Here is a 17050-nt window from a genome sequence, read left to right as displayed (position 1 = left end):
TCAGGCGACGGAGACCGTCGCCTCGTGCCGAACCGGGAAGTTCACGGAGTTCGCGATGAAGCACCATTCGTTCGCCTGCGCGTGGGCCGCGTGCGCCGCCGGGATCATGGCCGCGTCGGCGACGGTGACGCGCGGCCGCAGGACGACCTCGCGGAAGGCGCCGCCTCCCCTTCCATCGAGCACCATGGTCCCGCTCGCGTCGTCCTCGTAGGAGGTGACCACGACGCCGGCCGTGACGCAGGCGTGCAGGTACGACAGCAGGTGACACTCCGACAGCGCCGCCAGGAGCATGTCCTCCGGATTCCATCGCGCCGGGTCACCGCGGAAGGGGCGGTCAGCGGAGGCGAGGAGCTCGGGCTTGCCCTCGACCTGGATCGTGACGGCCCGGTCGTAGTCGCGATAGCCGCTCGTCCCGGTGCCGCGATCGCCGGTCCAGCGGCTCGTCAGTCGGTAATGGTGTTCGCCGTGCACGTCGTCAGTCTCGCACAGGGGGCGATCCCCGCCGCGGCTCGACCGGGGCGAGGGGCACGCGTCGGTAGGCTGGTGCGGTGCCTGAGACCTTCGCCGTGACCGATGCCGTGGAACTCGCCGTCGTCGAGCGCAGCGGCTTCGTGGAGTCCCGTCACAGTGGCTCCGCGATCGTGCTCGCGCCGGACGGCGCGGTGGTGAACGCGCTCGGCCCCGTCGATGAGCCGATCCTCCCGCGGTCGACCCTCAAGCCCTTGCAGGCGCTGGCGAGCGTCACTGCCGGTGCCGCTCTCGAGGGCGCGCACCTGGCGGTGGCGACCGCGAGCCATTCGGGCACAGACCGGCACGTGTCCCTCGTCACCGACATCCTGTCCACGGCGGGTCTGAGCGAGGACGCGCTGCAGTGCCCGCCGTCGTGGCCGGGGGATGCCGCGGCGCGGGACGACATGACACGGGAGCTCATCGGACCTCAGCGCGTGCGGATGAACTGCTCGGGCAAGCATGCGGCGATGCTCCTGGCCTGCACCGCCAGCGGGTGGGACCCTGCGTCCTACCTCGACCCGATGCATCCGTTGCAGGTGCACACCCGAGAGGTGATCGAACGCCTCACGGGGACGAAGATCACGGCGACGGCGACGGACGGCTGCGGCGCCCCGGTCTACGGGATGAGTCTGCAGGCGCTCGCCCGCGCGGTGCACCGCATCGGAGCATCGTCTGAACGCTCCCCCTTTGCGCTGCACCGATCCGCGGGGGCATTGGTCCGCGCTGTACGCGAGAACCCGTGGGTCATCCAGGGGCCGGGCCTCCCCGACACCGTGGTCGTCGAGCGTCTCGGCGTCTTCGCGAAGCACGGAGCCGAGGGCGTGATGATCATGATCGCCCCCGACGGGACGACCGTCGCGATGAAGATGCTGGATGGCAGCAGTCGCGCATCGGCGGTCACCGCGCTCACCCTGCTGGTGCGGGCGGGGGCCCTCGGCGCAGCCGACGTCGCGGCGATGCTCGCCGATCTCCCCCTCACCATCACCGGCGGTGGGCGGGACGTGGGCGTCATCCGCCCGACCGTCTGACGCCCGCCCCGTCAGTCCGCCGCAAGGACGATACGTCGCGGCATCCGGTCCGGCGCATTCCACCAGGCGCGGTCCGCTCCGGGCAGCGCGAACGGCGGCAGGTCGCGCGCACCGACGAGCGCGCGATACTCCGCCGCGCACGCGGCATCCACGATGAGATCCGCCTCGGCGCGCGCCTGCGCGAGCAGCCGCCACTGCGCGAGCCACGCGTCGGGGGGTCCTACGAGGACCGTCCCCCGGCGGAGTTCGGTCGCCCCCTCGACCGTCGCCACCTCGACACCCCAGCTCTCCCACTGGGCCACCAGCCGCCTCGAGCGACGCCCCGCCGGGAGCACGACGGCCGCGGCGCGACGCCCGGGCTGCCACGATAAGACGCTCCCCGCCCCGGCACTCCGCACCGTCGCCTCGTCCGACGCGACGGCGAACTGCACGAGGGTGCGGCCGATCCGACCGCGACCGACCGGGAGATCCGCGACGTGGTCGGAGGCCTCCCCTCCTGCGGCGACGTGATCGGCCCGGGATGCGAACCCGAGGATCACGCGGCGATGCATCCCTTCGATCAACCGCGCGACACCTCCGTGAAGGCGTTGCGCCGAGACGCACACCCGGATGCCGCGGGCTCGACCGCCGCGCACCGCGCTCTCGAGCGCGTCGAGGACCTGGGCTCCGTACTCCCCAGGCAGCCGCGCGACGAGGGCGTCGAGATCGTCCACGACGACGGTCGACCCCGCGGGGAGGTCGGCCAGCCGGGTGATCCCGTCCCACGCGCCCTCCGCATCGGACGGGATGACCACGGCGCCGGTCTGGTCCGCGATCGTGCGGAGCACGCTCGAACGCCCGCTGGACGGACCGCCGATGACCGCGAGCGAGGTGTCCGCCGGGTGCCACACGACGGGGCTCTGCCGCTGGAGCTCGGGCTCGTCCGCGATCCCGAGGACGACGGCGTCGGCGCGCCGGATGCCGTCGAGGTCGATCCGGGGTGGCAGGGCGGGCAGCCAGGGCCTCCGCGCCGGATCACCGCCACGCCCCGCAATCTCCTCGATCGTCCCGCCCTCGCAGCGCGCGACCTGCGCCGCCTGCGGCACCGTGTCGCCGGCCCGCCGGATCAGGGCGACACCGCGGGCGTGGGGGCGACCCGAGAGTCGGCTGGCATCGTCGACGCCGAGGACGGCTCGAGAATCGGCGGCATCCGTCACGCGCAGAGCGATCCGCAAGGGCGCGTTCGCGAGGACGGCGTCTCGGAAGACACCCGCGGCTCGCTGGGCCGAGAGGACGAGGTGGATGCCGAGCGCCCGGCCGCGCGCAGCGAGATCGCCGAAGAGGTCATGGAGCCCCGGTTGGGCGGCGACGAGCGCCGCGTACTCGTCGACGACGATCACCAGCCGGCCGAGAGCGTCGCCAGCCTCGGCCACGTCACGTGCGCCGAGGCCGCCGAGGACCCGCTCGCGATGACGCACCTCGGCGCGCAGGCTCTCGATCGCCCGCACGGCTGCCGCTTCGTCGAGATCGGTCAGCACTCCGGTGACGTGCGGTAGCGGCAGGAGGTGGTCGAAGGTGCGACCTCCCTTGAAGTCCACGAGAAGGAAAGCGACCTGCTGAGGCGTGTGACGCGCGCACAGAGACACCACCCACGACGTCAGGAGTTCGCTCTTCCCCGACCCGGTGACGCCGATGACGACGGCATGCGGCCCGTCGCGGACGAGGTCCACGGCGAGCGCCTCGGCCGTCACCGAGGCGAAGGACGCCACCAGCGCGTCGGGGCGCGGAGCGGGCGCGAGACGGATGAGATCGTCGAGTGGGAGCGGGGCCTCACCTGCGCGATGACCGAGTGCGCTCTCCGCGCGCGTGGTCAACATGTTGGCTGCCTGAACCGCCTGGCCGAGGGAGATCGGCTCGACGTCGACATCGTGCGTGCGGCCGTCGATGTCGAGTCTCGCCCGCGCCGGACCGGTCAGACGGAGGACAGCCGCGCAGCGCGGCGGGGGCGGCGCGCCCTCCGCGACGACGACGATGGGGATGTCCACGTCGGCGCCGACCAGGCCGCCGTCTTCGCTGAGCTGCAGGAGGTGACCGGTGGCGGCGTGCCGGTGCGGCGCGGCATCCGCCCACGACGGGCCCTCGTCGCCGAGCCGCACCCTTCCGGGAGCCAGACACAGGCACGCCTGCAGCGCCAAGCCGCGCGCGACCGCCGCGGCGAACGGCTGCGGGCCGATCACGGCGACTCCCGCCGTCATCGGGACCAGCACAGGCACCCGCGCGATGCGCGCGGCGTCTCGGCGGACGTCGATCGCCTGCTGGTCCCCCTCCCCACCGCTGATCCTCACCTCGCTGCGCCCGTCCCCGGCACCGACGACCAGGACCCCCTCGCGCTCCGGCACCGCCCGCCAGATCGACGCGGGATGGCGCAGGTAGCCGAGCACGTCCGGATGCCGGGTCCACCGCTCCTCCCGTTCGACGTCGTGCCGTCGTGCGACCTCGCGTCGGGTGCGGTCGATGGCACGCGCGGCTTCGGCGGTGTCGCGACGCCGCAAACGCCGGGAATTCCGGGCGCCGTCCGCGATCGAGGCGACGGCGATCAACGGACCGAGGAGGGCGAACCACAGCGCGTAGACGGAGCCGGTGACGGCCCAGAGCACCACCGCGCCCGCGACGGGAACGATCGCGGTCAGCAGCGGCAACGGCGGACGAGGCGCCGGCATGGCGGCGCGAGGAAGCGTGAGCGGCTCATCGGGCAGGACGGGGATGGAGGTGGTCACCCCGCCAGGATCGTGCTGCCGCGGCACTGCGACCGGGGTCGGTGCGACCGACGGGAGGGAACCCGATCAGTCGGCGGCTGGGGAGGAGTCGGTGCGCGCGACGTTGAGGACGATGATGGTCACGTTGTCACGACCGCCGTTCTCCAGGGCGGCCTCGAGCATCGCGTCCACGGCCTCGGTGGGGTCTTCGTGCTGGAGCAGGAAGTGAAGGATGCCGTAGTCGGTGAGCTCTTTGGTGAGACCGTCGCTGCAGATGACGAAGCGGTCGCCGTCCAACACTTCGAGTCGCACGTAATCGGGCACCACACCGTCGCTCGGACCCACGGCCCGGGTGATCACGTTGCCGTAGGGGTGGTTCTCGGCCTCTTCGGGGCTGAGCCGTCCGGCGGAGATGAGCTCCTGGACGACCGAGTGATCAGTAGTGACCTGCGCGAGAGCACCATCGCGGAACAGGTACACCCGCGAATCGCCGATGTTCAGCGTCACCCAGGTCGGGTCATCGCCGGTCAGGTCGAGGAACACCCCGGTGACCGTCGTCCCGGTGCCGTCGTCGGTCGTCTCCGTGTGCGAGGCGATGTCGTCGACAGCCTGCTCCAGAGCCGACTCGATCGTCGCCGGGGACACCTCCCCCGCAGCGACCGCGGCCGACAGGCGCTCGATCGTGCGGGAGCTGGCGATCTCGCCGCCGATGTGGCCGCCCATCCCGTCGGCGACGACGAAAAGAGGGAAGGCCGAGAGGACGGCATCCTGATTGTTCTCGCGGCGTCGACCCCGATGCGTGACATCGGACCAACGCAGCTCGATCGTCCCGGACGCGAAAGGCACGACGCGGGATTCGGTGGCTTCGGGCACGCTCCCACCCTTTCGTGATCGGTGCGGCGGCGTCCTCACACTCTAGTGGACGGTGCCGCCCGAGCCGCGCGACGCCACGACCATTGCCTCCGAGGTCGTCACGGCGCTACGGTGACGCTGTGGCGGCGCGTGGGCGTCGCCGCAGGCGTACGCCGCCGGTCGCGGCTCATGCAGATGCCGCGACGCACAACAGAAGGGCACGAGCCATGACCGACCCGACCACGCCCGCCCCGCAGGGCGAGCCGACTCCCCCGCCGCCGGGCGCGACAACTCCCCCTCCCGCAGGCGGGCCCGCGTCGCCGCCGCCGAGCGGATACACCGCACCGCCTCCCGGCTACGGCCAGCAGCCCCCCGCCTACGCGCAGCAGCCGCAGGGATACGGCCAGCCCGGCGCCGCCCCCGCCGGCGCACCCCTGACCCCCGATCAGGACAAGCAGTGGGCGATGTGGGCCCACATCGGCGGCATCATCGGCTTCCTGCCGTCGCTCATCATCTGGCTGGTCTTCAAGGACCGGGGCCCGCGGGTGGACACGGAGGGCAAAGAGGCGCTGAACTGGCAGATCACGTTCACGATCATCTACATCGCCGCGTACATCGTGTTCACGATCCTGTCGTTCATCCCGTTCGCCGGGCTGATCGTGTGGATCCTCCCCCTGGGAGTCTGGGTCGTGAACATCGTCTTCAGCATCCAGGGCGGCATGAAGGTGAACGCGGGCGGCAGCTACCGCTACCCGATCAACTTCCGATTCATCAAGTGACGCGCTCCACGCACTGAACGGACTGAGGGCCGGATGCAGCTCGCATCCGGCCCTCAGTGCATTCCCGTCACATTAGGAGCTCGACGACACCGTCCCCGGCGTCGCGGAAGCTCCAGTCGTGCGCACGACCCCAGGCAATGAGGTCGGCGAGCGATGCGACCTCGGGGCGGGCCTGCGCGAGCGCGCGGACCAGATCGCCCTTCGCGTGCTTGTTGAAATGGTTCAGCGCCCGGACGACGCCACCGTCCGACTCCGTCACGACGCGGACGTAGGCCTGCGGCACCCCCGCCGGCACCGGCCCGAGCGCGACATACGCCTCCGAGCGGAGGTCGAGCACGAATGACGGCTCGGATGCCGCGATCGCCGCGCCCGCGGCATCCGCCCACAGCCGCCGCAGTGGCGGCAAGCCCGGCACCGACGTCCCCGCTGCGAGACGGTACGCGGGGATCTCGTCCAGTGCGCAGATCGGACCGAACGGCGCGGACTGGATCGCGACGTGCGCGCCGAGCCACTCGCGCGCGGCGACATCCAGCGAACCCGCGTCGAGCGCATCGAAGAGAACACCGGTGTACCGGTCGACGGCGGGCATGGTGGGTGAGGTCCGGAGTGTCGCGTTCGCGGCGACGTCACCGCGTTGCCGCTCCGACAGCTTGAGGACGCGCATCGCCGTGTCCGCGTCCGCGCTGAGCTCCACGAGCGCGCGCACGACCTGCGTACGCAGTCGCCGCAGCGACCCGAACGCGGGCGACGTCTTCGGCCACGGTGCACCGTCACCACCGGGACGCTTCGTCTCTGACGGCGGGAGGAGGATCAGCACGGGCGGCTCCAGGAAGAACGGCGCAGCGCCGCCCGACGAACCGGACGGCGCTGCGCGTGAAAGGCGATCAGGACTGCAGAGCTGCGTTCCCGGCCACGATGGTGAGCTCGTCGCCCTCCATCGAGAGGAAGCCGTCCTGAGCCGTGGCGACGATCTTCGCCCCGTCGGTCTGCGTGATGCGGACCTGACCCTCGGCGAGGATCGCCAGGACGGGCTCGTGACCGGACATGAAGCCGATCTCGCCCTCGACCGTCTTGGCGACGACAAGGCTCGCCTCGCCGTGCCAGACCTCCGCTTCAGCGGAGACGAGGGTGACGGTCAGAGCCATGTCAGCTGTTCTCCTTCTGGATCTGCGCCCACTTCTCCTCGACGTCGGAGATGCCACCGACGTTGAAGAAGGCCTGCTCGGCCACGTGGTCGAAGTCACCCTTGACGATCGCGTCGAACGACTCGATGGTCTCCTTGATCGGGACCGTGGAGCCCTCGACACCGGTGAACTTCTTCGCCATGTAGGTGTTCTGCGAGAGGAACTGCTGGATGCGACGTGCACGCGACACGACGATCTTGTCCTCTTCGGAGAGCTCGTCGACACCGAGGATCGCGATGATCTCCTGCAGCTCCTTGTTCTTCTGCAGGATCTGCTTCACGGCGGTCGCCACGCGGTAGTGGTCCTCACCGATGTAGCGCGGGTCGAGGATACGGCTCGTCGAGGTGAGCGGGTCGATCGCGGGGTACAGACCCTTCGAGGCGATCTCACGCGAGAGCTCGGTGGTCGCGTCGAGGTGCGCGAACGTCGTCGCCGGGGCCGGGTCGGTGTAGTCGTCGGCGGGGACGTAGATCGCCTGGAGCGACGTGATCGAGTGTCCGCGGGTCGAGGTGATGCGCTCCTGGAGCACACCCATCTCGTCGGCGAGGTTCGGCTGGTAGCCCACGGCCGAGGGCATGCGGCCCAGCAGCGTGGAGACCTCGGAACCGGCCTGCGTGAAGCGGAAGATGTTGTCGATGAACAGGAGGACGTCCTGCTTCTGGACGTCACGGAAGTACTCCGCCATCGTCAGCGCCGACAGGGCGACGCGGAGGCGCGTCCCCGGCGGCTCGTCCATCTGGCCGAAGACGAGCGCGGTCTTGTCGAAGACACCCGCCTCTTCCATCTCGCCGATGAGGTCGTTGCCCTCACGGGTACGCTCACCGACACCGGCGAACACCGACACACCACCGTGGTCCTGCGCGACGCGCTGGATCATCTCCTGGATGAGGACGGTCTTGCCGACACCGGCACCGCCGAAGAGGCCGATCTTTCCACCCTGGACGTACGGGGTGAGGAGGTCGATCGACTTGATGCCGGTCTCGAACATCTCGGTCTTGGACTCGAGCTGGTCGAAGTTCGGCGCCTGGCGGTGAATGCCCCAGCGCTCGGTGACCTCGATGGTCTCGCCCTCGGCGGCGTTGAGCACGTCGCCGGTGACGTTGAAGACCTTGCCCTTGGTGACGTCGCCGACGGGGACCGTGATGGGGCCGCCGGTGTCACGGACTTCCTGGCCGCGGACCATGCCGTCGGTGGGCTTCAGCGAGATCGCGCGGACGAGGTCATCGCCCAGGTGCTGCGCGACCTCGAGCGTGATCTCGCTCGACGTGTCGCCGATCGTGATGGTGGTCTTGAGGGCGTTGTAGACCTCGGGGATCGAGTCGTGCGGGAACTCGATGTCGACGACCGGCCCGGTGACGCGCGCGACGCGACCGACGACGGGGGTCTCCGTCTTCTCAGCGGTGAGGCTCATGGCTTCTCTTCTTTCGTGTGGTCTATTTGCCCGACGCCAGCGCGTCGGCGCCGCCGACGATCTCGGCGATCTGCTGCGTGATCTCTGCCTGACGCGCGTTGTTGCGCAGGCGGGTGTAGTCGGTGATGAGCTTGTCGGCGTTGTCGCTCGCAGACTTCATCGCCTTCTGCGTCGCGGCCTGCTTCGCGGCGGACGACTGCAGCAGTGCGTTGAAGACGCGGCTCTGCACGTACACCGGGAGCAGTGCGTCGAGCACCGTCTCGGGGCCGGGCTCGAACTCGTAGAGCGGGTAGATCTGGCTGGACGCCTCGTCTTCCGCCTCGACGACCTCGAGCGGGAGCAGGCGGACCGTCTCCGGCGTCTGCGTCATCATGCTGACGAAGCGGTTGTACACGAGGTGGATCTCGTCCACGCCGCCGTCGGTGCCGCCCAGCTCGTAGGCCTCCAGCAGCGCGCCGGCGATCTCCTCGGCCGTCGAGAACTGCGGGGTGTCGGTGTCACCGATCCACTCCCCGGCCGTCTCGATGCGCCGGAACTGGAAGAAGCCCACGGGCTTGCGTCCGACAAGGTAGTACACCGGCTCGCGTCCCTCGGAACGCAGCAGCTGCCCGAGCTCCAGAGCCTCGCGGATGACCTGCGAGTTGAAGGCGCCGGCGAGTCCGCGGTCGGAACCGAAGACGACGACGGCGGACCGACGGATCTCTTCGCGCTCCGTCGTCAGCGGGTGCTGGACGTTCGAGTGCGTCGCCACGGCGGAGACGGCCCTCGTCACGGCACGCGCGAAGGGATTCGACGCGCGTACGCGCGCCATCGCCTTCTGGATGCGCGAAGCCGCGATGAGTTCCATCGCCTTCGTGATCTTCTTGGTCGTCTGAGCAGAAGAGATCTTCTGCTTGTAGACCCTGAGTTGTGCGCCCATTGGTTATGAGTCTCCCGTCGGCGTCAGCCGCGGCGGCCCTTGACGATCTTCTCCTGGTTCACGTCGTCGACGTCCGCAGCAGCGACCTCTTCGTGGCCGGGCTTGTTGATGGCCTGGCCCTTTCCGCCCTGGAACTCGAGCACGAAGGCATCGGTCGCCTTGTCGAGCTCGGCGAGCGTCGCGTCGTCGAGGACGTTCGTCTCGCGCAGGGTGTCGAGGATCGACGAGTTGCGCTTCAGGTGGTCGAGCAGCTCGCGCTCGAACCGCAGCACATCCTCGACCTCGATGGAGTCGAGCTTGCCGTTGGTTCCGGCCCAGATCGAGACGACCTGCTCCTCGACGGGGTACGGCGAGTACTGCGGCTGCTTGAGCAGCTCGGTCAGACGTGCACCACGCGCCAGCTGGCGACGCGATGCGGCATCCAGGTCGGAGGCGAACATGGCGAACGCCTCGAGCGAGCGGTACTGCGCCAGCTCGAGCTTGAGCGTGCCGGAGACCTTCTTGATGGACTTGACCTGTGCGTCACCACCGACACGCGAGACCGAGATACCCACGTCGACCGCCGGACGCTGGTTCGCGTTGAAGAGGTCGGACTGCAGGAAGATCTGGCCGTCGGTGATCGAGATCACGTTGGTCGGGATGTAGGCCGAGACGTCGTTCGCCTTGGTCTCGATGATCGGGAGACCCGTCATCGAACCGGCGCCCAGCTCGTCGGAGAGCTTCGCGCAACGCTCGAGCAGACGCGAGTGCAGGTAGAAGACGTCACCGGGGTACGCTTCGCGGCCCGGCGGGCGGCGGAGGAGCAGCGACACGGCACGGTAGGCCTCGGCCTGCTTCGACAGGTCGTCGAAGATGATCAGGACGTGCTTGCCCTCGTACATCCACTGCTGGCCGATGGCCGAGCCGGTGTAGGGGGCGAGGTACTTGAAGCCGGCGGGGTCGGATGCCGGGGCCGCGACGATCGTCGTGTACTCCATGGCACCGGCGTCCTCGAGGGCGCCCTTCACCGAAGCGATGGTCGAGCCCTTCTGGCCGATGGCGACGTAGATGCAGCGAACCTGCTTGCTGACGTCGCCCGACTCCCAGTTGGCCTTCTGGTTGATGATCGTGTCGATCGCGATGGCGGTCTTGCCGGTCTGGCGGTCGCCGATGATCAGCTGACGCTGGCCGCGGCCGACGGGGATCATGGCGTCGATCGCCTTGATGCCGGTCTGCATCGGCTCGTGGACCGACTTGCGCTGCATGACGCCGGGCGCCTGGAGCTCGAGGGCGCGACGACCGGTCGTGGCGATCTCGCCGAGACCGTCGATCGGGTTGCCGAGCGGGTCGACGACGCGGCCGAGGTAGCCCTCCCCGACGCCGACCGAGAGGACCTCGCCGGTGCGGGTGACCTTCTGACCGGCTTCGATGCCGGCGAAGTCGCCGAGGACGACGACACCGATCTCGTGCTCGTCGAGGTTCTGCGCGAGGCCCTCGACACCGTTCTCGAAGCGCACGAGCTCGTTCGCCATCACGCCGGGGAGACCCTCGACGTGGGCGATGCCGTCTGCGGCGTCGACGACCGTGCCGACCTCGGTTGCCGCGGCGCCCGTGGGTTCGTACGCGGCGACGAAGTCTTTCAGCGCGTCCCGGATGACATCGGGGCTGATGGACAGTTCTGCCATGGTCTTCCTTCTTGTGAGGTCTTGGACGGGCTCAAAGCCCGCCGGGTCCGCTCCGGTGGAGCGGGAAGTCAGCCCGCCAGGCGGTGGCGGAGGTCGCCCAGACGGGACGACACGGTGGCGTCGATGACGTCGTCACCGATCTCGATACGGACACCGCCGACGACAGCGGGGTCGATGACGACGTTGAGCGAGACGTCCGTGCCGTAGCGACCCGCGAGGGTGCGCTCCAGACGGGTGGTCTGCTCCTCGGTGAGGGCGGATGCCGCGAATACGGTGGCGACCGTGCGGCCGCGCTGGTCTGCGACGATGCGCAGCGCGCGGCTGAGCATCGAGCGCACCCGACGCTCACGAGGAAGCTGGGCGAGCGACGACGTGATCAGCACGGTCGGTTCCGACGCGCGTCCGACCAGCAGCTTCTCGATGAGCGCGCCCTTCGCCGACGCGTCACCGAGTCGGCTGCCGAGCGCGAGCTCGAGTTCGGGGTTCGCGGCGATGGTGCGCGCCACGGCGAACAGCTCGGCCTCGACGTCCACGGACGGCTGCGCGATGGCGGCGGCACGGATGCCGGCCTCCTCCACACCCGAGAGCAGGTCGTCGACCGACGACCAGCGCTCGGCGACCGCCGCGTGCAGGACTGCCACCGTGGCCGGCGAGTAACCGGCGAACACACTCGTGACGACCTGCTGGCGGGCCTGCGCCGGCGCCGACGCGTCGGACAGCGCGCCGCTCAGCTGCGACGAGCCGGCCAGGGTGCGCACCGCAGCGAAAAGCTCGCGGGCGACGCCGAGGTCGACGCCCGGCGCGGCCTCGAGGGCCGACGTCGTCGCCGCGAGGGCCTGAGTGGTCGCGCTGCCCATTACTGGGCCGCCTTCTCGGAGGCTTCGAGGTCGGCGAGGAAGCGGTCCACGACGGCCTGGGCCTTCGCGTCGTCGGACAGCGTCTCACCGATGACGCCACCGGCGAGGTCGAGGGCGAGGGTGCCCACCTCGCTGCGGAGGGTCACGAGCGCCGTCTGACGCTCGGCTTCGATCTGCGAGTGCGCAGCGGCTGTCATCCGCGAGGCCTCAGCCGACGCGGTGTCCTTCGCCTCGGCGACGATCTTCTTGCCGTCCTCGCGGGCGGCATCGCGGATCTCACCGGCTTCCTTGCGGGCCTCGGCCAGCTGAGCGGTGTACTCCTCGAGCGCCGCCTCGGCCTTGCGCTGGGCCTCGTCCGCCTTCGCGATGTTGCCCTCGATGGCGGCTGCGCGCTGGTCGAGGAGCACCTGCATCTTCGGAAGGGCGACCTTCCAGAAGACGAAGAGGATCACCGCGAAGCAGACGGCCGACCAGAGGATGTCGTAGACAGCGGGGAAGAGGGGGTTGTGAACCTCCCCATCCTCCGCCGCGTACGCGACAAGAGCGTTCAGCATCCTGTCTCCTTAGAAGTCTGGGTCTGGATCAGACGAAGATGAAGTAGGTGGCGATGCCGATGAAGGCGAGCGCCTCGGTGAAGGCGATACCGATGAACATCAGGACCTGGAGGCGACCGGCCAGCTCAGGCTGACGGGCCACACCCTCGATCGTCTTGCCGACGACGATGCCCACGCCGATGGCGGGGCCGATGGCGGCGAGGCCGTAACCCATCGTCGCGACGTTGCCCTCGAGGGCGGCGAGAACCGTAGTTGCGTCCACGGAGGTGTTTCCTTTCGGTTGGATGGCTCGGCGTGCGCCGGACCGCTTAGTGCTCTTCTGCCACCGCGAGCTGGATGTAGACCGCGGTGAGGATGGCGAAGACGTAGGCCTGGAGGAAGGCGACGAAGATCTCGAACAGCGTGAAGGCGAACCCGAAGGCGAGCGTGCCTACTCCGAGGGCCGAGTACCAGCCGCCGAGCTCCGTGATGAAGAAGTTCGTCGCTGCGAAGAACAGGACGAGCATGAGGTGCCCGACGATCATGTTCATCAGCAGACGGAGGGTGAGTGTCACCGGACGGATGATGAAGGTCGACAGGAACTCGAGCGGGATGATGATGATGTAGAGCGGCCATGGCACGCCCGACGGCATCAGCGAGTTCTTGAAGAACGCGGCCGGATTGCGCTTGATGCCTGCGTAGATGAAGGTCACGTACGCGACGATCGCGAGCAGGAGGGGCACGGCGACGATCGAGGATCCCGCGATGTTCAAGAAGGGGATGACACCGGTGATGTTCATGAACAGCACCATGAAGAAGATCGTGGTGAGGATCGGCAGGAACCGCTTGCCGTCCTTCTTGCCGAGGATGTCCTCCGCGATGTTGACGCGGACGAAGTCCAAGCCCATCTCGACGATGCTCTGGAACCGGCCCGGGACGACAGTCATGCGACGGGTGCCGAGCCAGAAGATGAGCACGATAGCGATCGTCGCGAGGAACTGGATCAGGTGGATCCGGTTGATGACGAGGTCGCCGATCTGGAAGACCGCTTCCGGGAAGAACTCGGAGATGGAAGGCCCGTGGAATTCAGGGGCTTCTTCGGCGGCAGTGGCGATCAGGGTCGCAGCTTGAGTGAACAGCGCTAGCTCCAGCATTGGGGCGTCGGTTGCGAGACCGAGGCGACGATGGTCGGTGAGCTTACTCCGCAGATGTTCCCGTCGGGATCAGGCGGGCTCGAGATAAGCCTATCAGTCTCGGAGCGGCGGCGAGTCCCCGCCCGGTCCTCCTTCAACGCCGAGGTCTTCGGCGGTGGGCAGGGAAACGTCGCTCACGTGGGGAATGCGCATCTTCAGCATCACGACGACATCGATCACCAGCGATCCGATGATGCTGACGACGAGCGAGACGAGGAAGATGAGCGGCTGCAGCCACGGCAGGTCGCGCACGACGAACAAAACGACGAGGAACAGGACGAACTTCAGGATCCAGGCGCCCATCACCGATCCGAAGAAGATCGGCACGAACAGCGCCTCCCCATACCAACGGTTCGCGAACAGGATCGAGCCGGCGGTCATGGCGAGGAAGACCGCGGCCGTGAGAACCGCGACGAGTGCGCTCCACATCCCGGGAACGCCTGCGATGAGCAGCCCCACGACCGCGCCGACGACGACGAGCGCCCCGGTCACGGCAGCGGACCACAGCAGGGTGCGCCGGAGGACGAGCGTCGATGACAGGGAGGAGGTGGTCATGAGGAGGCTTTCGTATCGGATGCCACACGGGCGGCGCGGCGGGACGGCGGAAGGGTGACCAGCACGCAGGCCACTCCCCCGATCAGGAGGTAGGCGAGGCCGGGGAGATAGAGCCCGGGCCAGCCGGCGGTGGTGCCGATGTACATGAGGAGGACCGAGAGGGAGACGACCGCGGTCCACGCGTAGAACACGAAGACGGCGTTGCGGTCGGTGTGGCCCATGTCGAGCATGCGGTGGTGCATGTGCTGACGATCGGGAGAGAAGGGTGATCGGCCTTTCGCGGTGCGCCGGATCACGGCCAGGCCGAAGTCCAGGAGCGGCAGCAGCACCACGACGATGGGGAGGATCATCGGAATGTAGGCACCGATGAGCTGCGAGCGACCGAACTGGTCGTTGTCGGCGAGCAGCTGCGGCGGCAGGTTCCCCGTCACGACGATCGCCGAGGACGCCATCATGAGCCCCAAAAGGAGCGCGCCGGCATCCCCCATGAACATCTTCGCGGGGTTCCAGTTGAACGGCAGAAAGCCCGCGCAGACGCCCAGCAGGACGACGGTGATGAACACGGCGGTGTTCGTCTCGGGGCTGTTGTCGAAGTCGCGGGCGAGCAGGGCGGAGTAGGCGAAGAACACCGCGTTGGCGATGAGGCACACTCCCGCCACGAGCCCGTCGAGGCCGTCGATGAAGTTGACGGCGTTCATCACGATGACGATTGCGAGGATGGACAGGCTGATCGAAAGCCAGCTCGAGACGACGACCTGACTGCCGAAGGGGAGGAACAGGATCTGGATCCCGCCGATGCCGACGACGATCCACGCCGCGGCGAACTGCGCGCCCAGCTTGATCATCCAGTCGAGATCCCACAGGTCGTCCGCCACGCCCACCACGACCATGAGGGCGGCCGCGGCCAGCAGGGCCCACATGCGGATCGGCTGCTCCCAGACGATCGCGAAGCCCGGCAGCTGCGTCGAGATGAGGAAGAAGGCCACCAGGCCGAAGAACATCGCGATGCCGCCGAGGCGCGGCGTCGGCGTCTTGTGGACGTCGCGTTCGCGGATCTCGGGGTGGAGCCGGTACCGGATCGCCACCTTCCAGACGATCCACGACAGGACGAAGGTGATCGCCCCGGTGGTGAGGAAGGCGATCAGGTAGTCCCTCACGCGTCGTCGTCTTCGTCGGGATCCGCAGGATCGGGCTCGAGGAGGTCGCCGAGGACCTCCCGCAACTCCGCGCGGCTCACGGCGCCCTCGCGCAGCACCGCGACCGGGCGCCGCTCATCGCCCACGAGACCGGTCGCGTCGACGATCGTGGAGGAGACACCGGTCGAGACGAGACCGCCGTCGAGGTAGACGGCGACGCTGTCGCCGAGCATGTCGACGGCGGCATCCACCTGCAGAGCCGCCGGCCGGCCGGTCTTGTTCGCGCTGGAGACGGCGAGCGGCCCGCACTCCTCCAGCAGTTCGAGGGCGAACCGGTCGTCGGGCATCCTCACCGCGACGGTGCCGTGGGTCTCCCCCAGATCCCAGGTGAGCGAGGGCTGAGCGGGCAGGACGATCGTGAGCCCACCCGGCCAGAACCGCTCGACGAGGCGGTCGACCTCGGCCGGGACCTCCGCCACGAGCGCGCGCATGGTCGCGGGTCCCGACACCAGCACCGGCGGCGGAGACTGACGTCCGCGGCCCTTCGCGGCGAGCAGCCGGGCCACCGCGGCGGCACTGAAGGCATCGGCCGCGACGCCGTACACGGTGTCGGTCGGCATCACGATGAGCTCGCCGCGGCCGATGGCCTGGCGGGCACGGCGAAGCGCGGGGAGCAGCTGATCGGCATCGCGGCAGTCGAGCACAGGAGACATGTCGGGATCAGTCTACGGGCCCGCCCTGCCGGTCACCCGTGCGCCGGGGCGCGCGGATCAGGGCCGGAGAGCGGTCGTCGCCCGGTCTCGGGTCGTCAGGTCGGGATGCGTCGCCGCGGACCGCCATCCGTCCGCCGTCAGGAGCCGACGGATCGGCTCCCCCTGCCACTCGCCGTGCTCGATCACGAGCGTCCCGCCGGGGTGGAGCAGGCGCAGGGCGACGCCGGAGAGCACGCGCACCACATCGAGGCCGTCGGGGCCGCCGTACAGCGCCGCCGGCGGGTCCCAGAATCGCACCTCGGGGTCGCGCGGGATCGCCTCGTCGGGAACGTAGGGCGGATTGGAGACCACGACCGAGACGCTGCCGTCGAGCTCGGGGAACGCCTGGGCGAGATCGACGAAGGCCAGTCGTGCGTGGGGTGCGTGGGCGGCGAAGTTCTCCTTCGCCCAGATGAAGGCGTCGACGGAGTTTTCCGCGGCGTGCACACGGGCGTGGGGCACCTCCGTCGCGAGCGCGAGGGCGAGCGCGCCGCTCCCCGTCCCGAGGTCCACCGCCACGGGCGCCGGCGCGGCGGTCGCACGCAGCGCGTCGATCGCCAGCTGGGCGACCATCTCCGTCTCGGGTCGCGGGACGAACACCCCGGGACCGACCCGCAGCTCCAGGTGCCGGAACGGCGCGGTGCCTGTCAGATGCTGGAGCGGTTCGCGCGCGGCGCGGCGCACGACGAGTTCCTCGAGTCGGGCGGCATCCTGCGCACTCAGACGGTCACCGCGGAACGCGGCCGCGGCGAGCTCTCCCCGACTGCGTCCGAGCACGTGAGCCGCCAGCAGCTCGGCGTCGGCGTCGGGCGTGACGACCCCGGCGGCGCCGAGCCGCGCGGATGCCGCGCGGATGATCTGCCCGAGGTCGGGCTCGACCGGCGCGTCGGAAGGAGGAGGAGTCGACATGGGAACCTCCAGCGTACCGCCGCGCGATGGGTC

At 69.3% G+C, this 17050-nt stretch carries 18 protein-coding genes; 2 read left to right on the top strand and 16 right to left on the bottom strand.

The genetic code is table 11. The features are described from left to right. Positions 1–471, bottom strand: a complete 471-nt coding sequence (locus BKA24_RS05945; RefSeq protein ID WP_184216106.1) for an OsmC family protein — start codon at positions 469–471, stop codon at positions 1–3. 77 nt (positions 472–548) lie between these two features. Here BKA24_RS05945 and BKA24_RS05940 point away from each other — a divergent pair, with 77 nt between their 5' ends. Beyond that, on the top strand, positions 549–1538 hold the full coding sequence (locus BKA24_RS05940; protein WP_184216104.1) for an asparaginase: 990 nt from the start codon (positions 549–551) through the stop codon (positions 1536–1538). An 11-nt stretch (positions 1539–1549) separates the two neighbouring features. Here BKA24_RS05940 and BKA24_RS05935 read toward each other — a convergent pair whose 3' ends face one another. Together BKA24_RS05935 and BKA24_RS05930 are read right to left on the bottom strand one after the other, a co-directional pair. Further along, the gene (locus BKA24_RS05935; RefSeq protein ID WP_343065959.1) at positions 1550–4294 is read right to left on the bottom strand and encodes an FtsK/SpoIIIE domain-containing protein; all 2745 of its coding nucleotides are present in this window, start codon (positions 4292–4294) and stop codon (positions 1550–1552) included. A 66-nt stretch (positions 4295–4360) separates the two neighbouring features. Then, positions 4361–5146, bottom strand: a complete 786-nt coding sequence (locus tag BKA24_RS05930; RefSeq protein ID WP_184216102.1) for a protein phosphatase 2C domain-containing protein — start codon at positions 5144–5146, stop codon at positions 4361–4363. A gap of 206 nt (positions 5147–5352) precedes the next feature. On the opposite strand from BKA24_RS05930, the gene BKA24_RS05925 reads away from it, so the two are divergent. After that, positions 5353–5904 (top strand): DUF4870 domain-containing protein, encoded by a 552-nt coding sequence (locus BKA24_RS05925; RefSeq protein WP_184216100.1) that lies wholly within the window; start codon positions 5353–5355, stop codon positions 5902–5904. Positions 5905–5971: 67 nt separating this feature from the next. Here BKA24_RS05925 and BKA24_RS05920 read toward each other — a convergent pair whose 3' ends face one another. The 13 genes from BKA24_RS05920 to prmC all read right to left on the bottom strand — a co-directional run bounded on the left by BKA24_RS05920 (position 5972) and on the right by prmC (position 17017). After that, positions 5972–6721 carry a peroxide stress protein YaaA gene (locus tag BKA24_RS05920; protein ID WP_184216098.1) on the bottom strand — a complete coding sequence of 250 codons (750 nt, stop codon included), beginning with the start codon at positions 6719–6721 and terminating at the stop codon, positions 5972–5974. A gap of 67 nt (positions 6722–6788) precedes the next feature. Further along, positions 6789–7049 (bottom strand): F0F1 ATP synthase subunit epsilon, encoded by a 261-nt coding sequence (locus tag BKA24_RS05915; RefSeq protein ID WP_184216096.1) that lies wholly within the window; start codon positions 7047–7049, stop codon positions 6789–6791. Between the two features lies 1 nt (position 7050). Beyond that, positions 7051–8499: a F0F1 ATP synthase subunit beta gene (gene atpD / locus BKA24_RS05910; protein ID WP_184216094.1), complete on the bottom strand. Its 1449-nt coding sequence runs from the start codon at positions 8497–8499 to the stop codon at positions 7051–7053. Between the two features lie 22 nt (positions 8500–8521). Then, entirely contained in the window at positions 8522–9418 is an 897-nt protein-coding gene (locus BKA24_RS05905; protein ID WP_184216092.1) for a F0F1 ATP synthase subunit gamma, read from the bottom strand. A 23-nt stretch (positions 9419–9441) separates the two neighbouring features. Continuing rightward, positions 9442–11082, bottom strand: coding sequence for a F0F1 ATP synthase subunit alpha (atpA, locus tag BKA24_RS05900; protein ID WP_184216090.1), 1641 nt, complete (start codon positions 11080–11082; stop codon positions 9442–9444). A gap of 68 nt (positions 11083–11150) precedes the next feature. Then, positions 11151–11939 carry a F0F1 ATP synthase subunit delta gene (locus BKA24_RS05895; protein ID WP_184216088.1) on the bottom strand — a complete coding sequence of 263 codons (789 nt, stop codon included), beginning with the start codon at positions 11937–11939 and terminating at the stop codon, positions 11151–11153. Beyond that, positions 11939–12493, bottom strand: a complete 555-nt coding sequence (locus BKA24_RS05890) for a F0F1 ATP synthase subunit B (protein ID WP_184216086.1) — start codon at positions 12491–12493, stop codon at positions 11939–11941. The genes BKA24_RS05895 and BKA24_RS05890 overlap by 1 nt, the downstream gene beginning before the upstream one ends. Before the next feature lie 28 nt (positions 12494–12521). Then, positions 12522–12755 (bottom strand): ATP synthase F0 subunit C, encoded by a 234-nt coding sequence (gene atpE / locus BKA24_RS05885; protein WP_064001481.1) that lies wholly within the window; start codon positions 12753–12755, stop codon positions 12522–12524. Positions 12756–12801: 46 nt separating this feature from the next. Further along, positions 12802–13626: a F0F1 ATP synthase subunit A gene (atpB, locus tag BKA24_RS05880; protein ID WP_184216084.1), complete on the bottom strand. Its 825-nt coding sequence runs from the start codon at positions 13624–13626 to the stop codon at positions 12802–12804. A 93-nt stretch (positions 13627–13719) separates the two neighbouring features. Next, entirely contained in the window at positions 13720–14220 is a 501-nt protein-coding gene (locus BKA24_RS05875) for a Cg1360 family ATP-synthase-associated protein (protein ID WP_184216083.1), read from the bottom strand. Then, positions 14217–15377 carry an MraY family glycosyltransferase gene (locus BKA24_RS05870; RefSeq protein ID WP_184216082.1) on the bottom strand — a complete coding sequence of 387 codons (1161 nt, stop codon included), beginning with the start codon at positions 15375–15377 and terminating at the stop codon, positions 14217–14219. Before BKA24_RS05870 ends, BKA24_RS05875 begins: the two co-directional genes overlap by 4 nt. Continuing rightward, positions 15374–16069 carry an L-threonylcarbamoyladenylate synthase gene (locus tag BKA24_RS05865; RefSeq protein WP_184216080.1) on the bottom strand — a complete coding sequence of 232 codons (696 nt, stop codon included), beginning with the start codon at positions 16067–16069 and terminating at the stop codon, positions 15374–15376. Before BKA24_RS05865 ends, BKA24_RS05870 begins: the two co-directional genes overlap by 4 nt. A gap of 57 nt (positions 16070–16126) precedes the next feature. Beyond that, on the bottom strand, positions 16127–17017 hold the full coding sequence (prmC, locus tag BKA24_RS05860) for a peptide chain release factor N(5)-glutamine methyltransferase (RefSeq protein WP_184216078.1): 891 nt from the start codon (positions 17015–17017) through the stop codon (positions 16127–16129). Positions 17018–17050: the final 33 nt, after the last annotated feature.

Origin of the sequence: Microbacterium marinum (assembly GCF_014204835.1) — a bacterium.
Lineage (GTDB): Bacteria > Actinomycetota > Actinomycetes > Actinomycetales > Microbacteriaceae > Microbacterium > Microbacterium marinum.
Note: the sequence above shows the minus strand (reverse complement) of the source record. Positions and strands in the feature narration are given on the sequence as shown.

Coding starts and splice junctions, on each gene's coding strand:
- BKA24_RS05925 (WP_184216100.1), top strand. CDS start 5,353: ATGACCGACCCGACCACGCCCGCCCCGCAGGGCGAGCCGACTCCCCCG.
- atpD (WP_184216094.1), bottom strand. CDS start 8,499: ATGAGCCTCACCGCTGAGAAGACGGAGACCCCCGTCGTCGGTCGCGTC.
- BKA24_RS05875 (WP_184216083.1), bottom strand. CDS start 14,220: ATGACCACCTCCTCCCTGTCATCGACGCTCGTCCTCCGGCGCACCCTG.
- BKA24_RS05915 (WP_184216096.1), bottom strand. CDS start 7,049: ATGGCTCTGACCGTCACCCTCGTCTCCGCTGAAGCGGAGGTCTGGCAC.
- BKA24_RS05895 (WP_184216088.1), bottom strand. CDS start 11,939: ATGGGCAGCGCGACCACTCAGGCCCTCGCGGCGACGACGTCGGCCCTC.
- atpB (WP_184216084.1), bottom strand. CDS start 13,626: ATGCTGGAGCTAGCGCTGTTCACTCAAGCTGCGACCCTGATCGCCACT.
- BKA24_RS05905 (WP_184216092.1), bottom strand. CDS start 9,418: ATGGGCGCACAACTCAGGGTCTACAAGCAGAAGATCTCTTCTGCTCAG.
- atpA (WP_184216090.1), bottom strand. CDS start 11,082: ATGGCAGAACTGTCCATCAGCCCCGATGTCATCCGGGACGCGCTGAAA.
- prmC (WP_184216078.1), bottom strand. CDS start 17,017: ATGTCGACTCCTCCTCCTTCCGACGCGCCGGTCGAGCCCGACCTCGGG.
- BKA24_RS05890 (WP_184216086.1), bottom strand. CDS start 12,493: ATGCTGAACGCTCTTGTCGCGTACGCGGCGGAGGATGGGGAGGTTCAC.
- BKA24_RS05865 (WP_184216080.1), bottom strand. CDS start 16,069: ATGTCTCCTGTGCTCGACTGCCGCGATGCCGATCAGCTGCTCCCCGCG.